A 17,632-nucleotide genomic window follows, 5' to 3' on the forward strand; every position below is an offset into this window, starting at 1 on the left:
CTCATTTTCCAGATTATGCCGTGGTGCTGAAGATTGCTGTTTCTGTCAAAGCAGGATAGTCAATATAACCTTCAGCACTCTGGCTACCGATCATATTTTCAAAGTTCAGCTCATTGAGTGGTGCATTCTGAACCAGACGCTCATATAGATCAGGATTGGCAATATAAGCTTTCCCAAAAGAAACCGCATCTGCCTTGCCTGAAGCCAGCAGCTCCACCGCATCTTCCCGGTTTAGGCGCATATTGGCAATATAAGGTACCCCATTGGAGCGCTGTTTCATCTCCTGCGAAATACTGTCTTCAGCCAGATATTCACGGGTAAAGAAGAAAGCAATCTGACGCTGGCCCAGCTGCTCCATGACATAGCCAAATGTTTCACGTGGATCATCATCACCCATATCATGTTCATCACCGCGTGGTGCCAGATGTACCCCTACCCGATCTGCGCCCCACACCTCAATCAGCGCATCCATCACTTCCAGCAGGAAGCGTGCCCGGTTTTCAACTGAGCCGCCGTATTCATCTTCACGCTGGTTGGTCTTGCTTTGCAGAAACTGGTCAATCAAATAACCATTCGCGGCATGTAATTCTACCCCATCAAAGCCGGCTGCTTTGGCACGAATCGCTGCCTGCCGATATTGTTCGGTAATTGCATGAATTTCTGAAATTTCTAAGGGACGTGGCGTAACGTACAGACGTTTTGGGCGCAGCAAACTGACATGACCTGCCTGCTGGATAGCACTGGCAGATACCGGTGTTGCCCCATTTAATAAGTCCGGATGTGACACACGCCCGACATGCCAAAGCTGGGCAATGATTAAACCACCTTTGTCATGAACTGCCTGAGTAACCCGTTTCCAGCCTTCCACCTGAGCATCATTAAAGAGTCTAGGTGTATTTAAATAGCCATTGGCTTCTTCAGAAATCACCGTGGCTTCAGAAATAATCAGACCTGCGCTGGCGCGCTGTGCATAGTACTCTGCCATCATGGGCGTTGGAACACGATCATCACTTGCACGGCTCCGGGTCAGGGGCGCCATGATGACACGGTTCTTAAGTGTTAACGCACCCAGCGTTACCGGAGAATTTAATTCAGCCATCGTCACTCCCACCTGCTTGATTAGAGGTGTTGTTGTATATATTCGACAAACTGCTGAATTAAAGTTTCATTACGCGAAAAATACGACCATTGCCCATGCTTGGTTACAGAAATCAGGCCTGCCTGTTGCAGCACGGACAAATGATTGGACATGGTGGACTGTGACACCTGGCCTAAACGCTCAATCTGGCCTGCACAGACCCCGCGTTGAAAATAATCACACTCTTCCGCAGGCAGATATTGCTCGGGTGATTTTAACCACTCCAGAATCTGCCGACGGGTCGGATTGGCCAGGGCTTTAAAAATTAGATCAAAATCCATAAGCACATCACTATCTGGGGCGCAACCAAACTTTATTCAGCATCTCCCCCATTATATCGCATTTTTTCGATTTATATATCGAAGAATATAGATATAAGAGTATAGCCTGTAAAAGTCTGATTACACTCGCTTTTCAATCGTATCTTAGAGACCCTGTTTCAGACTCGCTTCGATAAACTTGTCCAGATCACCATCCAGTACAGCCCCCGTATTCGAGGTTTCTACACCGGTACGTAAATCCTTGATGCGCGAATCATCGAGTACATAAGAGCGGATCTGGCTGCCCCAGCCAATATCTGACTTGGAATCTTCCAGTGCCTGCGCAGCTTCATTACGCTTGCTCATTTCCAGCTCATAAAGTTTGGCACGGAGCTGTTTCCAGGCATGATCACGGTTGGCGTGTTGGGAACGCTGGTTCTGACACGCCACTACAATTCCGGTTGGCATATGAGTCAAACGTACCGCAGAGTCGGTCTTGTTAATATGCTGACCACCTGCACCCGATGCACGATAGGTATCGGTACGTACATCTGAGGGATTAATATCAATTTCGATATTGTCATCAACTTCCGGAGAGACAAATACCGCAGAGAATGAAGTATGACGACGATTACCAGAGTCAAATGGGGATTTACGTACCAGACGATGCACACCCGACTCGGTACGTAACCAGCCATAGGCATACTCGCCTTCCACACGAATGGTGGCAGATTTAATTCCCGCCACATCTCCGTCAGACTCTTCCATCAATTCTGCTTTAAAGCCATGACGTTCAATCCAGCGCAGGTACATACGCAGCAAAATCGACGCCCAGTCCTGAGCTTCTGTACCGCCTGAACCGGCCTGAATCTCGACATAGCACGGGTTTGGATCCATCGGGTTATTGAACATCCGACGGAACTCAAGCTTGGCCAGCCCCTCTTCAGCAGCATCCAGCTCTGCCTGTACATCCTCAAGCATTGCTTCTTCATCTGCCTCAACAGCAAGATCCAGCATGGCTTGAGCATCTTCAAGCTGGATGGCCAGATCATCCAGTACATTTAAGACATTCTCAAGTTCGCCTTTTTCTTTGGCCATGGCCTGAGCGCGATTCTGGTCATTCCAGATCGCCGGGTCTTCTAATTCACGCAGGACCTCTTCTAAACGCTCTTTTTTCAGATCGTAGTCAAAGATACCCCCGTAGTGTTTGACCACGTTCGTTCAAGTTTTTTAATTGGTTTAGATACGGATTAATTTCCACGCGAATTACTCTCAGTCAAAATTAGGCATAAAATTTTTAGCTTATTATTATATCACACTCTTTTTAGGCAATTGAGCTAGCTCTTCGCCCAAGCTCTTGAAGATGGACAGGTTTTATTCTGAATTGATCTTGCTGTTAAATTTGGTTTATTTTTCACAAAAATAAAACTCACTGTCTTGCAAAATATAGAGTCAAAAAGCTGCTTATCTGCCCCTCAACCGATTCAATTTCAATATCAAAGCTCTTACTCCAAACTGGATAAAAAATCAGCATTTTTAACACCTTCCACAATATCCACACAATTTTAATAAAACAAAACAATTAATTTTTGTTTTTAATATTCAAATACTTATTAAGATATTCTTACACAAGATTACATTAATCACATTATGGTAACTTTCATAAGATTGACGATTGTTAGAATTGCTCTAGACTGAAAGTTGTAACAAAAGATTATTAAATTAAGCCCTAATTCAGAGGGGAGTATCCGCATGAAAAAACTAGCAATCACTTCAGCACTACTTTCAGTATTCGCAATCACTGGTACAGCGGCTCATGCTTATCAGGCAGAAATTGGTGCATCAGCAGGACTTATTGATCCTGATCATGGTGGCTCAAGCGGCTCTTTCGGTGTTGATGGTACCTATTACTTTAATCCGGTCCAAACACGTAATGCACCCTTAGCCGAAGCGGCTTTCCTTGATCGTGCCAGTAACGTCAGCGCTCAATATCAATATGATGAAGTGGGTGATTCTGAAGCGCATCGTTATGGCGTAGGAGCAGAATATTTTGTACCGAATTCAGACTTCTACCTGAGCGGTAACATCAATGGACATGATCTTCAAGACAACGATGATTTGGATAATGATTTAACCACTTATGCTGCAGAAGTCGGTTATCTACCAGCACCAGGCCTGTTAATTGCTGCCGGTGTAAAAGGCTGGGACAATGATGATGATGACGGCGTAGATCCAACATTACGTGCAAAATATGTCACTACGCTCAGCAATGGTAAAGATATTAATCTAGAAGCGGGTGCAGCTTTTGGTGATCTGGATGAATACAATCTGGCAGCAGATTACTTTATTGATAAAACCATGAGCGTGGGTGTTGATTATCAGAATAATGATCTAATGGATCAAAACGAATTTGGTATCAATGCGCGTAAGTTCATTAGCCAGCAAGTCAGCCTGGAAGGTCGAGTGGGCTTTGGTGAAGCAGGAAATAATGACTACAACAAATTTGGTGTAGCAGCAAAATACCGCTTCTAAGCTAAACCCTAATCCAGTTTTTATAAAAAACCCATCCTCGGATGGGTTTTTTTCGTTTCTAGACCGTATTTAGATCTTTTTGGTACATTGACTGAGCATCTATTATCTGTACAATTCGTTACAACTGTTCATCAAACAGTCATATTTTTATAACAAAGAGAGAAATCTAAATGCTTAAGAAACTTACTCTTGCTACAGCACTTATTGCTAGCCTAGGAACCGCTCACGCTTATCAAGCTGAAGTGGGGGGTACTATTGCTCTTGTTGATCCAGATAATGGAGATACTTCTACTGGTTTTGCAATTGATGGGACTTACTACTTCAATCCAGTTCAAGTTAAAAATTCGCCTCTTAATGAAGCAGCATTTTTAAATCGTGCAAGCAATATCAATGCAGCAGTTTCTTATATTGATTACGATTTATTTGATGTCACTACATTTAATGTAGGTGTTGAATATTTTGTTCCAAATTCAGATTTTTATGTAAGTGGTAATATTGGTCAATCATCTACTGATACGCCAATTGGTGATGATGATACAACTCTGTACTCAGCAGAACTAGGTTATTTACCTGTTCCTGGTCTATTGGTTGCGGTTGGCTTGGCAGGTTATGACAATGATGCAGGCGATGATGTCGATCCAACTTTACGTGCAAAATACGTAACACAAGTGGGTCAATACGATATGAACTTTGAAGGTGGCGCAAGCTTCGGTGATCTAGATGCGTATAACCTAGGCGCGGACTTATACCTCGATAAAACTTTCAGTGTTGGTCTAGGATTCTCTGATTCTGACCTAGAAAATAGTGATGTATTTACTATTCGTGCGAAGAAATTCTTTACTCAACAAGTTAGTCTAGAAGGTTCAATTGATTTTGCTGATGAAGGCAATATCTTTGGCGTACGTGGTGCCTACCGCTTCTAATCACTGCGATTAAAAGCAAAAAAAACCGCTCATTGGAGCGGTTTTTTATTTTATTGCTCTAAGTGCAGAATCCGCATTTGCAGACTGACATTGCCATTAAAGATATTTTTATCCAGTTCGTACACCAAACGCACTTGATCTTGCATCGGATCAAAACAGTATTTATCAGCAGCACTAAAGGCAATCGCATCGACTACCTGACCATTGTTCAACGCCACACGCAGTTTTAAATGTATATCCTTGAGCCAGCGATAGTCCAGGATCTTAAAGACCCCTTCAAATACCGGTGGCGGAAATTTTTGTCCCCAAGGAGAAATCGTCTCCAGCAGTTCAACCGTTTGCAGGTGGAAGTCAGCCGACGCCAACTCACCATCTGTCCAGAGTATCGCCGTAAACAGGCTTTCATCCTGACTGGCAATCAACTGTTCAAAGACCTGTTTAAATTCAGCAAAATGCTGCTTTTGAATCGTCAGACCTGCCGCAGCGGCATGACCACCGAAATGGCTGACCAGATGCGGATACTGTTCAGCCACCCGTTCAATCATGTCGCGGATATGAATGCCTTCAATCGAGCGTGCTGAACCCTTGATATGAATGCCGTCATCATCGGCAGCGAACACGATACTTGGCCTGTGGAACTGCTCTTTTAAACGGCCTGCCACAATTCCAATCACACCCTGATGCCAGTGTTCTTCAAACATGATTAAGGCTGCTGGCAGTTCGGTTGCATCTAGCTGGATTTTTTCCAGCTCAACCAGCGCTTCCTGCTTAATTTTGCCTTCTACCTGACGCCGTTCCAGATTGAGCTGATTCAACTGCTCCGCCAAAGGATAGGCCCTCGCGAAATCAGATGCGATAAGACATTCTATTCCGATGTCCATGGTTTCCATACGACCTGCGGCATTAATCCGCGGTCCCAGCACAAAGCCCAGATCCTGTGCTTTTAAAGTTGCTGCATCGCGGCCAGAAATTTCGAGCAAGGCACTGATTCCCGGGCGACACAACTGCTGTTGAATACGCTTCAGGCCGGCATCGATTAAAATCCGGTTGTTATAGTCTAAGTTTGCTACATCGGCATAGGTGCCCAGCGCAACCAGATCCAGATAATGGGTAATAACAGTAGAAGATTTACCTGACTTCTTGCGCTGGGTAGAAAGATTAGCCAGCACATAAAATGCCACCCCCACCCCTGCCAGCGCCTTACTCAGAAAATTACAGCCCAACTGGTTGGGATTAACCACCGCTTCTGCAGGCGGTGTCGGCTTGGTCGTTAAATGGTGGTCGGTAATGATGACCTGCATGCCATGCGCTTGGGCCTGCTTCACTCCCGCATGGCTAGAAATGCCGTTATCTACGGTAATCAGTAAATCCGGTTTGAATTTGGCAAAGGCCAAATCTGCGATCGCCGGAGTCAGACCATAGCCATACTTGAAACGATCCGGCACCAGATAATGCACATCAGCGCCCATATCACGTAGTGCCAGCACCATAAGAGCAGTACTGGTTGCGCCATCGGCATCATAATCACCAACAATTACAATCTTCTGCCCGGTATCAATGGCCCGGTCTATTATTTGGATCGCTTCAGGCAAGCCTTGCATGGTCGGAGCCAGCAGGTGCTTTAGTTTTAGTTCGAGCTCCTGTTCAGACGCTACACCCCGACGCGCCAGAATATTAGCCAGAAAAGACGGTACGCCCTGAAAATTTTCAGGACGTGCCAGAAATGGACGTTGTTTGATTTCAAGTTTTGACATGATCAAGGCATTAAACGCTGTAAAGTCCAGCCTTCCTCGGTTTGAGTATAACTGAGGCGGTCATGCAAACGGTTGGGCCGGCCCTGCCAGAACTCATAATAATCGGGTTGCACACGATATCCGCCCCAAAATACCGGTTTATCCAGCTGTTCCTGATTTGCCAGCTGATCGTGCAGATCCCAAAAACGTTGCTGTAATGTTTCCCGGTTGGCAATCGCGCCACTTTGCGGCGTACTGACATGCGCAGCGATCTGACTATCACGCGGACGTTTATGATAATAATCCGTAGATTCCTCTTCGGCAATTTTCAACACACGGCCAGAAATTCGAATCTGACGCTCCTGCTCTTGCCAGTAAAATAATAATTCGGCATACGGATTTTCTGCCAGATCTAGGCCTTTTTGACTGTCATAATTGGTATAGAAGTCATAACCAGCCTCAGTTGCACCACGTAGCAACACCGTACGCACATGAGGACGACCCTGTGCATTTGCCGTAGCAAGCGACATCGCATAGGGTTCATGCAAATGCGCTTCCAGAGCGTGGTTGAACCATTGCAAAAACTGCAGATGCGGATTTGGATTGACGAGGTCTTCGTGCAATTCACCTTTTTGATAATTCAGACGCAGTTCACTGAGATCTTTGATCACATCAGTCATATCATCACCTTGTTAAGCTGCATGCTGACGTACAGCATCTGCCAGCGAATGAGCCAAAGTATTTACTTCTTCCAGATTCTCGCCTTCGACCATCACCCGGATCACAGGCTCTGTACCGGATTTACGAATCAGCAAGCGTCCACGGCCTTTCAGCTGTTCTTCAGCTTTGGCAAATTCAGCGGCCAGTTCAGGGACCGCATAGGGGTCGAACATCGCCTGTAAACGCACATTGACCAGGACATTTGGCAACAGTTGAAAATCAGCCACCAGTTCATGCAAGGCTTTTTTCTGCTCAACCATGACGGTCAGAACTTGCAAGGCAGCAATAATGGCATCGCCTGTGGTGCTCTTGTCCAGAGTCAGAATATGACCTGAAGGTTCGCCTCCAATAGACCAGCCATTTTCTTCCAGACCTTGCAGGACATACCGGTCCCCGACCTTGGCACGCAAGAATGGAATATTGGCTTTTTCCAGAGCCAGTTCCAGCGCCATATTGCTCATGAGTGTACCCACGATCCCGGCCGGTTTTTTCGATGCCTGAGTCGCCAGGATATACAGAATATGGTCACCATCAATCAAGTTGCCTTGCTGATCCACCAGTATGACTCGGTCAGCGTCACCATCAAAGGCAATGCCCAGATCAGCCTGATGCTCCACGACTGCTTTTTGCAGGCTTTCAGGATGGGTAGAACCACAATCTGCATTAATATTCAGACCAGTAGGCGTGTTGTGGATCGCAATCACGCTTGCACCAAGCTCACGGAACACTACTGGTCCAACGTTGTAGGCCGCGCCATTGGCGCAATCTACCACTATCTTTAGTTCATTCAGATGCAGATGGTAAGGAAAAGTCGATTTACAGAATTCGATATAACGGCCATTGGCATCTTTGACCCGTACACTTTTACCCAAGTTGGCGTTATCTTCAATTGCCAGCTCTTTTTCAAGCTCCTGATTAATTTCATCCTGTAGGCAATCGGGCAGTTTTTTCCCCTCGCCCGAGAAGAATTTAATACCGTTATCAAAATAGGGATTATGCGATGCGGAAATCACAATCCCCAAACTTGCGTGTAGGGCACGAGTCAGATGGGCAATGGCAGGGGTTGGCAAAGGTCCGAGCAAATGTACGTAGACCCCAGCAGCATTTAGACCTGCTTGTAGTGCTGACTCCAGAATATAACCAGACAAACGTGTATCTTTACCTAGGACCACCAATGGTTTGTTTTTTTGGCTGTAGCGCTTTAATACTTTCCCTGCCGCAAAGCCCAGTTTCAGGGTGAATTCAGGAGTAATAGGCAATTCACCAAATTTTCCGCGAATACCATCGGTACCAAAATAACTCATGTTTTGTCTCACTTCTTATCTTAGCGGGTGATTTACATCATCCTTTTTTCATTCTGCAACACTGTACACCAAAACAAAAAAGCCGTCATGAATATGACGGCTTTTTTAGCAACCACCCTGCAGGAAAATTAACCTACACGGTAGTTTGGTGCTTCTTTGGTAATTGTCACATCATGCACATGCGACTCAGACATGCCGGCAGACGTAATTTTCACAAACTTCGCATTTTGACGCAGGTCTTCAATCGTTTCTGAACCGGTATAACCCATTGAAGAACGCAGACCGCCCATCATCTGATGTACGATATTGCCCATTGGACCTTTATAAGGTACACGGCCTTCAATACCTTCTGGTACCAGTTTCTCAGCCCCGGCTTTAGCGTCCTGGAAATAACGGTCAGCAGAACCTGTTGCACCCGCCATTGCACCCAGTGAGCCCATACCACGGTACGCCTTGTAATAACGGCCTTGGAAGAATTCAACTTCGCCAGGAGCTTCTTCAGTACCCGCCATCAATGAACCGACCATGATCGTGCTTGCACCCGCGCCAATTGCTTTGGCCATATCACCAGAGAAACGGATGCCGCCATCTGCAATCAATGGAATCTGATCTTTCAAGGCACTCGCCACAGAATCAATCGCAGAGATTTGTGGCATACCAATCCCCGCAACGATACGTGTGGTACAGATTGAACCTGGGCCAATACCGACCTTCACCGCATCCGCACCCGCATCCAGAAGGGCCAGTGCCGCATCACCTGTTGCGATGTTACCGCCAATGACCTGAACTTGTGGATAGTTAGCTTTCACCCAGCGTACACGCTCAATTACACCTGCAGAGTGACCATGTGCCGTATCTACTACAATCACATCAACGCCAGCTTCAATCAGGGCTTCCACACGGCTTGGTGTTTCGATCCCCGTACCCACTGCGGCACCGACACGTAAATGACCCAGATCATCTTTACAGCTATTCGGATAAAGCTCGGCTTTACGGAAATCTGTAACGGTAATCAGGCCTTTTAATTCCTGCTGTTCGTTTACCACCAGGACTTTTTCAATACGATGCTGTTGTAGTAAAGCCTGAATATTTTCTTTGGACTCACCTTCTCGAACCGTAACCAGACGATCCTGACCCGTCATAATATTGCTGACAGGCTGTTCAAGATTCGTCTCAAAGCGTGTATCACGACCTGTAACGATCCCGACCACTTTGCCATTTTTAACAACAGGCACACCACTGATGTTATTCGCCTGAGTCAGGGTAATCAGCTCACGTACTGTCGTTTCAGGGGTAACTGTAATCGGGTCTTTCACCATGCCTGCTTCAAATTTCTTCACACGGCGCACTTCAGCTGCTTGTACAGCAATATCCATATTCTTGTGCAGAATACCGATACCACCATTCTGCGCCATAGCAATGGCCATACGTGACTCAGTCACCGTATCCATAGCTGCAGACACAAGAGGAATATTCAGGTTAATGCCGCGAGTCAGGCGTGTCTTTAGAGAGACATCTTTTGGGAGGACAGTAGAGTAGGCAGGGAGTAATAGGACATCATCGAAGGTTAACGCGTCTTGAACGATGGTCAACATAACAGTCTCACTGGTAATTTCCGTGCGCTATTATAAACAAATCTTGCCCTAAATTTCATTGTAATTGCGAAATTTATTCGTCTCAATCTGTACTTATTTTTAATTATCTGACAAAAATATTCAATTTTATTGTTTAATCAACGGGTTAATTATTATTCACCACCTTCATACTGGCTTGAATTTTAAAATCAGCAGGACCTGAATCCTGCTTTTTCAGTTGGCCGCTGTATTAGCCAACGCGCTCGAAACTGTCGTCATTTTCCGCTTCATCTGCCCCAATCTGGATAAAGGGAATCATATTGTGTGCCAGACGGGCCTTATTGCACTGGGCATCAGCAACTTGCACTTCCTTGCAGGAAGAACTGCGCAGCTCATACATGCCACAGCTGACCTGCTCACCCACCGTGCCTTCAAGGGCAATGCAGCGCGGATTATTCTGATTGGTTCCAGCCATACAGGAATATACTGCAGTCACCGGTTCTGTGTAGTGCTCCGGCATCGGAATCCCCTCTGCCCAATAAAAAGAAACCCGAAAATAAGCGCAACATGCGCCGCAGCTCAGACATGCATCCTGTGTTGGAACTTGAGATAACATTTCGTATAAATTCTCGTCATCAATTTTTTTTTGTGAAGAGAAAATATAAAAAATGTTGTTTTTCTACTCAAGAAAAATTTTGTATTTTCTTGCCCTACTCAGGACAGGTAAATACAGTCTCGTCCATCAGGTCCGTGCCACATTCCAGAGTTTCAATCCAGTCCAAGAACTGTTTGATCTGCTCTTTTCCAACAAATGGTGTGCCATGCTGCGGTACGATCATTTCCACATCCATCTTGCGCACCATATTCACCCACAAACGGATGATCTTGTTATTACACATATAGCGCTGATGGAAAGCTTTCATCTTTGGAATATGCGCGGCGAAATTTTCCAGCGGCCGAGATGCATCCTCCACCATCGAGGCCCCCATATCTCCCGAGAATAAAATTTTTGCGATCGGGTCATAGAACTGGAAGTTTCCAACCGAATGCAAGAAATGTGCAGGAATAGCCACGATCTTCGACTGGCCAAGCGTAATCACCTGACCATGATCTGGCAGTTCTACCAGACGATCCAGCCAGTTGCCTTTCATTCGCTCACTCATAAAGGCCGAGTTCAGATGCGGTAAAAAGCGCGCCCAAAGCTTAGAGGCCACCACTTTGGCATCGGTATATACCAGCCAGCGCGGCATGGAGGTAATAATATCCGGGTCCTGGTGCGAGGCCATCACATAATCCAGATTGGTCAAACGGGTGTATTTGTTCAGCTCCATGGTCAGCGGAACATAAGTTAAATCACCGCCTGGATCCAGCACGGCAGCGCGCTCATTGTCCAAAATCAAAAATTGATTGGCCTGGACACCTTCGCCTTTAACAAGACTGGTAAAACTAATACATTTATGTATCCCATTATCAAACAAGACTTGCGATGTGGTGCGCTCGAAGGCCATTCATAATCCCCAATTTTAAAATTTAAAATTACTTTTTCTTAACTCGTATAACATATAAGGAATAAGTTAAACTTACAATCAAAAAAACTCGACAGATCACTTTATTTATCAATATTTTGAGATAAATTTGGCAATAAAAAATCCTGAGTTTTCAGCTCAGGATTCATACAATTTTTGTTGGGCCTAGAAAAAATAATGCTGGACCAGTGTGCCCACCCCGATAACCAGAAAAATCGCCGCGCCAATTTTATGAATCAATTCAATTGGTAATTTATGTGCCAGCTTATCTCCAATAAAGACAGCCGGTGCATTGGCCAGCATCATGCCTAAAGTAGTGCCCAGCATGACCCAGAAAACACTATCGAAACGTGCTGCCAATGCAACAGTCGCAATCTGGGTTTTATCTCCAATTTCTGCCAGAAAAAATAAAACAAAAGTTGCCCCAAAAACGCCAAATTTTTGCCATTTATTGATACTGTCGTTTTCATCTCCCAACTCATCGGGAATAAGCATCCAGACAGCCATCGCAATAAAGCCGATCGAAACAATCCATAACAGGATTTCAGGCCCGATGACTGTGGTGACCCATTGCCCCAACACAGCAGACAGACCGTGATTAATGAGAGTCGCCAATAAAATGGCAAGCAGGATGGGAGCGGGTTTTCGAAAACGTGCAGCAAGAAGTAGTGCAAGCAGCTGGGTCTTATCGCCCATTTCGGCCAAGGCAACAATAACAGTCGAAAGCAGGAATTCGTACATGTGATTTTTCTCTGGCTGGCATGTTTTACCGATGACTTACCGCTCCTGCCAGCCAAAATGTGCAAAGGGTAAATCAAAGGTCTTGCCAACAAAAGAAGCTTAGAAAAGCTGATTTGGTGTTTTGCTATGATGACCATGCCCGTTTTAGGACAAATATGTTGACCATCACCCTTTGAACTTGCGTCAAAGGCGGCTACTCCCCAATGAAGTGCTGTGATTATAAGCAAGAACTGGCTGTTTTACAAATTAAAAACCCTGCCGAAGCAGGGTTAGTGTTTTAAGCTATGCTCTAGAGTAATAGAGTACGAATATCTTTTAACAACTTGGTCAGCTTATGGGTAAAACGGGCGGCATCTGCACCATTAATCACACGGTGATCATAGGATAATGACAACGGTAACATCAGGCGTGGATCAAAACCTTCTCCGTTCCAGACCGGCTGCATGGTAGCTGGAGAAATCCCCAGTATAGCCACCTGCGGCCAGTTGACTAATGGTGTGAATGCCGTACCTCCAATTGAGCCTAGACTGGTAATGGTAAAGTTTGCCCCCTGCAAGTCTTTTGGAGACAGCTTCTTGTCACGGGCTTTCTGACTCAGCTCACCAAGCTCGACTGCAATCTGCTTAATGGATTTCTGCTCCGGATGACGCAGCACAGGTACAGTCAAGCCCTCAGGGGTGGCGACCGCAATCCCCATATGAATTTCGTTACGCAGCAATATCGATTTGCTATCATCTGACAGGTGAGCTACAAACTCGCGCTCTTCTTGTAGCAGGTGTGCTACTGCCTTGATGATGAATGCCATAATAGTCAGGCTTAAACCTTCTTTCTTAAAGTTGCCTTTCAGTTCATTACGCCATGCTTCAAGTTCAGTAATGTCAGCCAAGTCGAATTGCGTCACTTGCGGAATATAATTGTTGAGTGACAACTGTGGAATAGATACTTGCTGTAAACGCGTCAGCGCCTTCTCTTCTACCCCGCCGAAAGCATCAAAGCTTGGCAGCTTTGGTAAGCCAGACGCCACGGCAGCAGCTGGCGCAACTGAAGCGGTTTGTGGCGTAGTCAAACGCATTTTCACATAAGCCACCAGGTCTTCTTTCATCAGACGTGCATGCGGACCGGATGCCTTGACATCGGCCAACACCACGCCCAATTCACGTGCCAACTTGCGTACAGCAGGACCTGCATAAACTTGAGCATTGGCAGCATTCTGTTCTTTGGTCAGCTTGTCTGCATTATCAGACGTCGCGACTGCTTGATTAGAAGATGCCGCAGGTGTCAGTGCTGCATTTGTAGCAGGCACTTTTGATTCTTCTGCTGCTTTTGCTACTTCTGCCTTGGCTGCAACAGGAGCAGCTTCTGCTGGTGCTTCAGCTTCAATCGTCAGCAGTGCAATGCCTTCAGAGACATTTTGCCCCAGCTCAACATGAATGGCCTTGATCGTGCCTGCGGCAGTGCTTGGCACCTCGACTGTGGCTTTGTCCGAGTCAACCACGATGATGCTCTGGTCTTTTTCAACTGTATCACCGACCTGAACCAGAATTTCAGCCACAGCTGCCTGTTCCACACCCAGATCAGGCACCATCACTTCTACATCACCAGCAGGTGCTGCTGAAGTTTGCGGCGCTTCGACGGCTTTCTCCTGAGTTTCCGGTTGAGTGACTTCGGCTTGAGGTGCTTCTGTCTGTGCCTGCGCTGCCGAAGTCGCAGTTTTCACTTTCAGAATCACCACCCCTTCTTTAATCGTGTCGCCTTCTTTGATGTCGATGGACTCTACTGTGCCTGCAACCGTACTGGGTACTTCAACTGTTGCCTTGTCTGATTCCACCACCACGATGCTTTGATCGAGCTCAATTTGGTCGCCGACAGACACCAAGATCTCACCGACAGTGGCTTTTTCTACACCAATATCTGGAACCTGAACATCGACCACTTCCGAGCCTGCTTGAGCCTCAGGCGTAGCAGACGTTTTTGGCTGATGCGATGCCAGCTCCTGCATGATCTCTTGATCCGGCAAAGAGGTTGGGGTATTTTCTGAAGTTTTTTGAGTAGCATCGGCTTTTTGCGACTCAACCACATTTGAAGCCTCATCTTCTGCGGTTAGTTCAATCAGGAGAGTACCCTCAGTAACTTCATCACCCTGATTCACCAGAATATTTTTAACTATTCCCGCTGAAGTACTGGGTACCTCCACCGAGGCTTTATCAGATTCCAGCAAAACAATACTTTCATCAATTGCAATGCTATCCCCTACTTTGACCAGAATCTCGGCAACCGTTGCCTTGTCCACCCCAATATCAGGAGTCGTAATTTGCATGCTTAGTTCTCCTCTTTATAGTCAGCCACAGGATGTAACTCAGGCGTGATCTGTGGTGCCCAAGCGACCGGACGGTCGGTATCAAGTTCAAAGCTGGAAATCGCATCTTTCACTAAACGTGCATCAACTTCGCCTTCATCCGCCAGTTTTTTCAAGGTTGCGACCACAATATGAGCCGCATCGACACCGAAATAACTACGCAGATTGGCACGCGTATCGGAACGACCATAACCGTCGGTACCCAAAGCAACAAATGGACGGTTATCTGGAAGATAAGCCCGGATCTGTTCGCTATATGCGCGCATGTGGTCGGTTGCTGAAACGACAATACCGTCTGTACCACGCAACTGTTTGGAGATCCATGGCTCTTTGGTCTCTTCTGCCAGTGGATGCAGGCGATTGTATTCTTCACAGGCCATGCCATCACGGGCAAGCTCATTAAAGCTGGTCACGCTGTAAACATTGGAATGAATCTGGTATTCCTCACGCAGAATCTTCGCTGCCTTGATCACTTCACGCAGAATGACCCCAGAACCCAGCAGCTGTACAGTGGCTTTCTCGTCTTCCTCAAGCAGGTACATACCGCGCTTGATTCCTTCTTCCACACCTTGCGGCATTTCAGGATGCTCGTAGTTCTCATTCATCACGGTCAGATAATAGAACACACGCTCCTGATTCACATACATACGCTTCAAACCGTCATGCACGATCACAGCCAGTTCATAACCGAAACATGGGTCATAAGCAACACAGTTTGGAATGGTACTGGCCAGAATGTGTGAATGACCATCCTGATGCTGTAAGCCTTCACCGTTCAGTGTGGTACGGCCTGCGGTAGCACCCAGCAAGAACCCTTGTGCCTGTGCATCGCCTGCCGCCCAGGCAATATCACCGATACGCTGGAAACCAAACATCGAGTAGTACATGTACATCGGAATCATTGGCAGGTTATTGGTTGAATAACTGGTGCCCAAAGCTGCCCAGGCACTCATGGCACCGGCTTCGTTAATCCCTTCTTGCAACATGTGACCGTCTTTGGCTTCACGGTAATGCATTAGCTGTTCTTGGTCTTCCGGAGTATATTTCTGACCATGTGCCGCATAAATACCCAACTGACGGAACATGCCTTCCAAACCAAAAGTACGTGCTTCATCCGGTACGATTGGTACCACGCGGTCTTTAATTGCTTTTTCTTTCAGAAGTGCAGAGATTAAACGCACCATAACCATCGTAGTGGATTGTTCTTTGCCATTTGAACCCGCCAGCACCGAATCAAATACGGAAAGCTCAGGGATCGCCAGTTGTTCACTATCCTTGCGACGTGCAGGCAGATAACCACCCAGCGCTTCACGACGAGCCTTCATATATTTGATTTCAGGAGAGTTTTCACTTGGGCGATAGAACGGCACTTCTTCCAGCTGTTCATCAGTGAAAGGAAGATTGAAACGGTCACGCACATATTTCAAAGAATTGATTTGCATCTTTTTGATTTGATGCGTTTTATTAACCGCTTCGATTTCCTCTGACAAGCCATAACCTTTTACGGTTTTCGCCAGGATCACGGTCGGCTGACCTTTGGCAGTACATGCTTCAGCGTAAGCGGCAAAAACTTTGTACGGATCGTGACCGCCACGGTTCAGATTATCAATATCTTCATCGCTTAAATCTTTCACCAGCTCTTTAGCTTCTGGATATTTACCAAAGAACTTTTCGCGTGCATAAGCACCACCTTTTACCTGGTAGCGCTGGAAATCGCCATCCACCGCTTCTTCCATCACGGCTTTCAGTGCACCAGATTTATCTTTCGCTAGTAATGGATCCCAGTGACGGCCCCACACGACTTTAATTACACGCCAGCCTGCACCGCGGAATAGCGACTCAAGCTCCTGAATAATCTTGCCATTCCCTCGCACCGGACCATCTAGGCGTTGCAGGTTACAGTTCACCACCCAGATCAGGTTGTCCAGTTTTTCACGACCAGCCAGAGAAATTGCGCCTAAGCTTTCCGGCTCATCCATTTCACCATCGCCTAGATAAGCCCACACTTTACGGTCTTCTTCTTTAATCAGCCCCCGGTTCATCAGGTATTTCTGAATATGTGCCTGATAAATGGACATGATTGGCCCCAGCCCCATCGAGACGGTCGGGAACTGCCAGTAATCTGGCATCAAATACGGATGAGGATAACTCGGTAAACCAATACCGCCCACTTCGCGGCGGAAGTTATTCAGATGCTCTTCAGTCAACCGGCCTTCCAGGAAAGAACGCGCATAAATACCAGGCGCACAGTGGCCTTGGTAATAAATCATGTCGCCGCCAAAGTGGTCACTGCTGGCACGGAAAAAATGGTTAAAGCCCACATCATACAAAGTTGCTGAGGAAGCAAAACTGGCCAAGTGGCCACCCAGGTCATCACCACTCTTGTTGGCACGTAAAACCATCGCCAGCGCATTCCAGCGAATCAGGGCCCGAATACGACGCTCCATGTCCGCATCGCCCGGCATGGCAGGTTGTTCTTCCACCGAAATCGTATTTAAATAAGGAGTATTCAAGCGCTGGATAGGAACATGCTTTGCAATTGCACGCTGATAAAGTTTTTCTAATAAAAATGCTGCGCGCTCGGTGCCTACATGTTGTAAAACCGAATCAAAAGCCTCTTGCCATTCTTGGGTTTCTTGCGCGTCTGTATCGCCATAAAACGCCATAATTCTACCGTTCCTAAAAGCCTAACCTAATTACTTATATGTATCATAATTTAGACTTGGGCAGGTATGGCCCTAGCTGAATGCGCCCTAGAGCTACTATTTAGCAGCTAAATACCTATTGACGTTTTATTACACAATACAACAAAAAATGGCCAATAA

General features: G+C 46.3%; 14 protein-coding genes and 1 riboswitch. Of the genes, 2 read left to right on the forward strand and 12 right to left on the reverse strand.

Annotation, left to right across the window (positions count from 1 at the left end):
• Nucleotides 1-13: 13 nt before the first annotated feature.
• From E2K74_RS07180 to prfB, 3 genes are all read right to left on the reverse strand, one after another.
• The gene (locus E2K74_RS07180; RefSeq protein ID WP_151206891.1) at nt 14-1,099 is read right to left on the reverse strand and encodes an alkene reductase; all 1,086 of its coding nucleotides are present in this window, start codon (nt 1,097-1,099) and stop codon (nt 14-16) included.
• A 20-nt stretch (nt 1,100-1,119) separates the two neighbouring features.
• Nucleotides 1,120-1,419 carry an ArsR/SmtB family transcription factor gene (locus E2K74_RS07185; RefSeq protein WP_151206892.1) on the reverse strand — a complete coding sequence of 100 codons (300 nt, stop codon included), beginning with the start codon at nt 1,417-1,419 and terminating at the stop codon, nt 1,120-1,122.
• A gap of 144 nt (nt 1,420-1,563) precedes the next feature.
• Nucleotides 1,564-2,659, reverse strand: a protein-coding gene (gene prfB / locus E2K74_RS07190; protein WP_151204819.1) for a peptide chain release factor 2 whose coding sequence is annotated in 2 segments (ribosomal slippage) — nt 1,564-2,586 and nt 2,588-2,659 — 1,095 coding nt in all. Because the reading frame shifts where the segments join, the coding sequence is not laid out codon by codon here.
• A gap of 491 nt (nt 2,660-3,150) precedes the next feature.
• Between prfB and E2K74_RS07195 the strand changes: the two genes are divergently transcribed.
• Together E2K74_RS07195 and E2K74_RS07200 are read left to right on the forward strand one after the other, a co-directional pair.
• Nucleotides 3,151-3,930 (forward strand): putative porin, encoded by a 780-nt coding sequence (locus E2K74_RS07195; RefSeq protein WP_151206893.1) that lies wholly within the window; start codon nt 3,151-3,153, stop codon nt 3,928-3,930.
• A gap of 170 nt (nt 3,931-4,100) precedes the next feature.
• Nucleotides 4,101-4,853, forward strand: a complete 753-nt coding sequence (locus E2K74_RS07200) for a putative porin (RefSeq protein WP_151206894.1) — start codon at nt 4,101-4,103, stop codon at nt 4,851-4,853.
• A 50-nt stretch (nt 4,854-4,903) separates the two neighbouring features.
• Here the strand turns inward: E2K74_RS07200 and recJ are convergent, their stop codons facing one another.
• From recJ to aceE, 9 genes are all read right to left on the reverse strand, one after another.
• Nucleotides 4,904-6,607 (reverse strand): single-stranded-DNA-specific exonuclease RecJ, encoded by a 1,704-nt coding sequence (recJ, locus tag E2K74_RS07205; protein WP_151206895.1) that lies wholly within the window; start codon nt 6,605-6,607, stop codon nt 4,904-4,906.
• A 2-nt stretch (nt 6,608-6,609) separates the two neighbouring features.
• A complete protein-coding gene (gene pdxH / locus E2K74_RS07210; RefSeq protein ID WP_151206896.1) occupies nt 6,610-7,266 on the reverse strand; it encodes a pyridoxamine 5'-phosphate oxidase in 657 nt (218 codons plus the stop codon).
• Between the two features lie 12 nt (nt 7,267-7,278).
• A complete protein-coding gene (gene glmM, locus E2K74_RS07215; RefSeq protein ID WP_151206897.1) occupies nt 7,279-8,610 on the reverse strand; it encodes a phosphoglucosamine mutase in 1,332 nt (443 codons plus the stop codon).
• Between the two features lie 128 nt (nt 8,611-8,738).
• On the reverse strand, nt 8,739-10,205 hold the full coding sequence (gene guaB, locus E2K74_RS07220; protein ID WP_151206898.1) for an IMP dehydrogenase: 1,467 nt from the start codon (nt 10,203-10,205) through the stop codon (nt 8,739-8,741).
• Nucleotides 10,206-10,434: 229 nt separating this feature from the next.
• Nucleotides 10,435-10,800 (reverse strand): YkgJ family cysteine cluster protein, encoded by a 366-nt coding sequence (locus tag E2K74_RS07225; RefSeq protein ID WP_151206899.1) that lies wholly within the window; start codon nt 10,798-10,800, stop codon nt 10,435-10,437.
• A 94-nt stretch (nt 10,801-10,894) separates the two neighbouring features.
• The gene (locus tag E2K74_RS07230) at nt 10,895-11,692 is read right to left on the reverse strand and encodes an MBL fold metallo-hydrolase (RefSeq protein ID WP_151204811.1); all 798 of its coding nucleotides are present in this window, start codon (nt 11,690-11,692) and stop codon (nt 10,895-10,897) included.
• A gap of 183 nt (nt 11,693-11,875) precedes the next feature.
• A complete protein-coding gene (locus E2K74_RS07235) occupies nt 11,876-12,451 on the reverse strand; it encodes a TMEM165/GDT1 family protein (protein ID WP_151206900.1) in 576 nt (191 codons plus the stop codon).
• Between the two features lie 87 nt (nt 12,452-12,538).
• A riboswitch (yybP-ykoY riboswitch) is annotated at nt 12,539-12,665 on the reverse strand.
• A 75-nt stretch (nt 12,666-12,740) separates the two neighbouring features.
• Complete coding sequence (locus E2K74_RS07240; RefSeq protein ID WP_151206901.1) at nt 12,741-14,768, reverse strand: 2-oxo acid dehydrogenase subunit E2; 2,028 nt, start codon at nt 14,766-14,768, stop codon at nt 12,741-12,743.
• A gap of 2 nt (nt 14,769-14,770) precedes the next feature.
• Nucleotides 14,771-17,473: a pyruvate dehydrogenase (acetyl-transferring), homodimeric type gene (aceE, locus tag E2K74_RS07245; RefSeq protein WP_151205305.1), complete on the reverse strand. Its 2,703-nt coding sequence runs from the start codon at nt 17,471-17,473 to the stop codon at nt 14,771-14,773.
• Between the last annotated feature and the right edge of the window lie 159 nt (nt 17,474-17,632).

The organism is Acinetobacter sp. RF15B (assembly GCF_007558235.1).
Classification (GTDB): Bacteria; Pseudomonadota; Gammaproteobacteria; order Pseudomonadales; family Moraxellaceae; genus Acinetobacter; species Acinetobacter lwoffii_C.

Bases quoted from the DNA above. Each gene is read 5' to 3' on its own strand.
- glmM (WP_151206897.1), bottom strand. From the start codon at position 8,610: ATGAGTTATTTTGGTACCGATGGTATTCGCGGAAAATTTGGTGAATTG.
- E2K74_RS07200 (WP_151206894.1), top strand. From the start codon at position 4,101: ATGCTTAAGAAACTTACTCTTGCTACAGCACTTATTGCTAGCCTAGGA.
- E2K74_RS07195 (WP_151206893.1), top strand. From the start codon at position 3,151: ATGAAAAAACTAGCAATCACTTCAGCACTACTTTCAGTATTCGCAATC.
- E2K74_RS07235 (WP_151206900.1), bottom strand. From the start codon at position 12,451: ATGTACGAATTCCTGCTTTCGACTGTTATTGTTGCCTTGGCCGAAATG.
- aceE (WP_151205305.1), bottom strand. From the start codon at position 17,473: ATGGCGTTTTATGGCGATACAGACGCGCAAGAAACCCAAGAATGGCAA.
- guaB (WP_151206898.1), bottom strand. From the start codon at position 10,205: ATGTTGACCATCGTTCAAGACGCGTTAACCTTCGATGATGTCCTATTA.
- recJ (WP_151206895.1), bottom strand. From the start codon at position 6,607: ATGTCAAAACTTGAAATCAAACAACGTCCATTTCTGGCACGTCCTGAA.
- E2K74_RS07230 (WP_151204811.1), bottom strand. From the start codon at position 11,692: ATGGCCTTCGAGCGCACCACATCGCAAGTCTTGTTTGATAATGGGATA.
- E2K74_RS07185 (WP_151206892.1), bottom strand. From the start codon at position 1,419: ATGGATTTTGATCTAATTTTTAAAGCCCTGGCCAATCCGACCCGTCGG.
- pdxH (WP_151206896.1), bottom strand. From the start codon at position 7,266: ATGACTGATGTGATCAAAGATCTCAGTGAACTGCGTCTGAATTATCAA.
- E2K74_RS07225 (WP_151206899.1), bottom strand. From the start codon at position 10,800: ATGTTATCTCAAGTTCCAACACAGGATGCATGTCTGAGCTGCGGCGCA.
- E2K74_RS07240 (WP_151206901.1), bottom strand. From the start codon at position 14,768: ATGCAAATTACGACTCCTGATATTGGGGTGGACAAGGCAACGGTTGCC.
- E2K74_RS07180 (WP_151206891.1), bottom strand. From the start codon at position 1,099: ATGGCTGAATTAAATTCTCCGGTAACGCTGGGTGCGTTAACACTTAAG.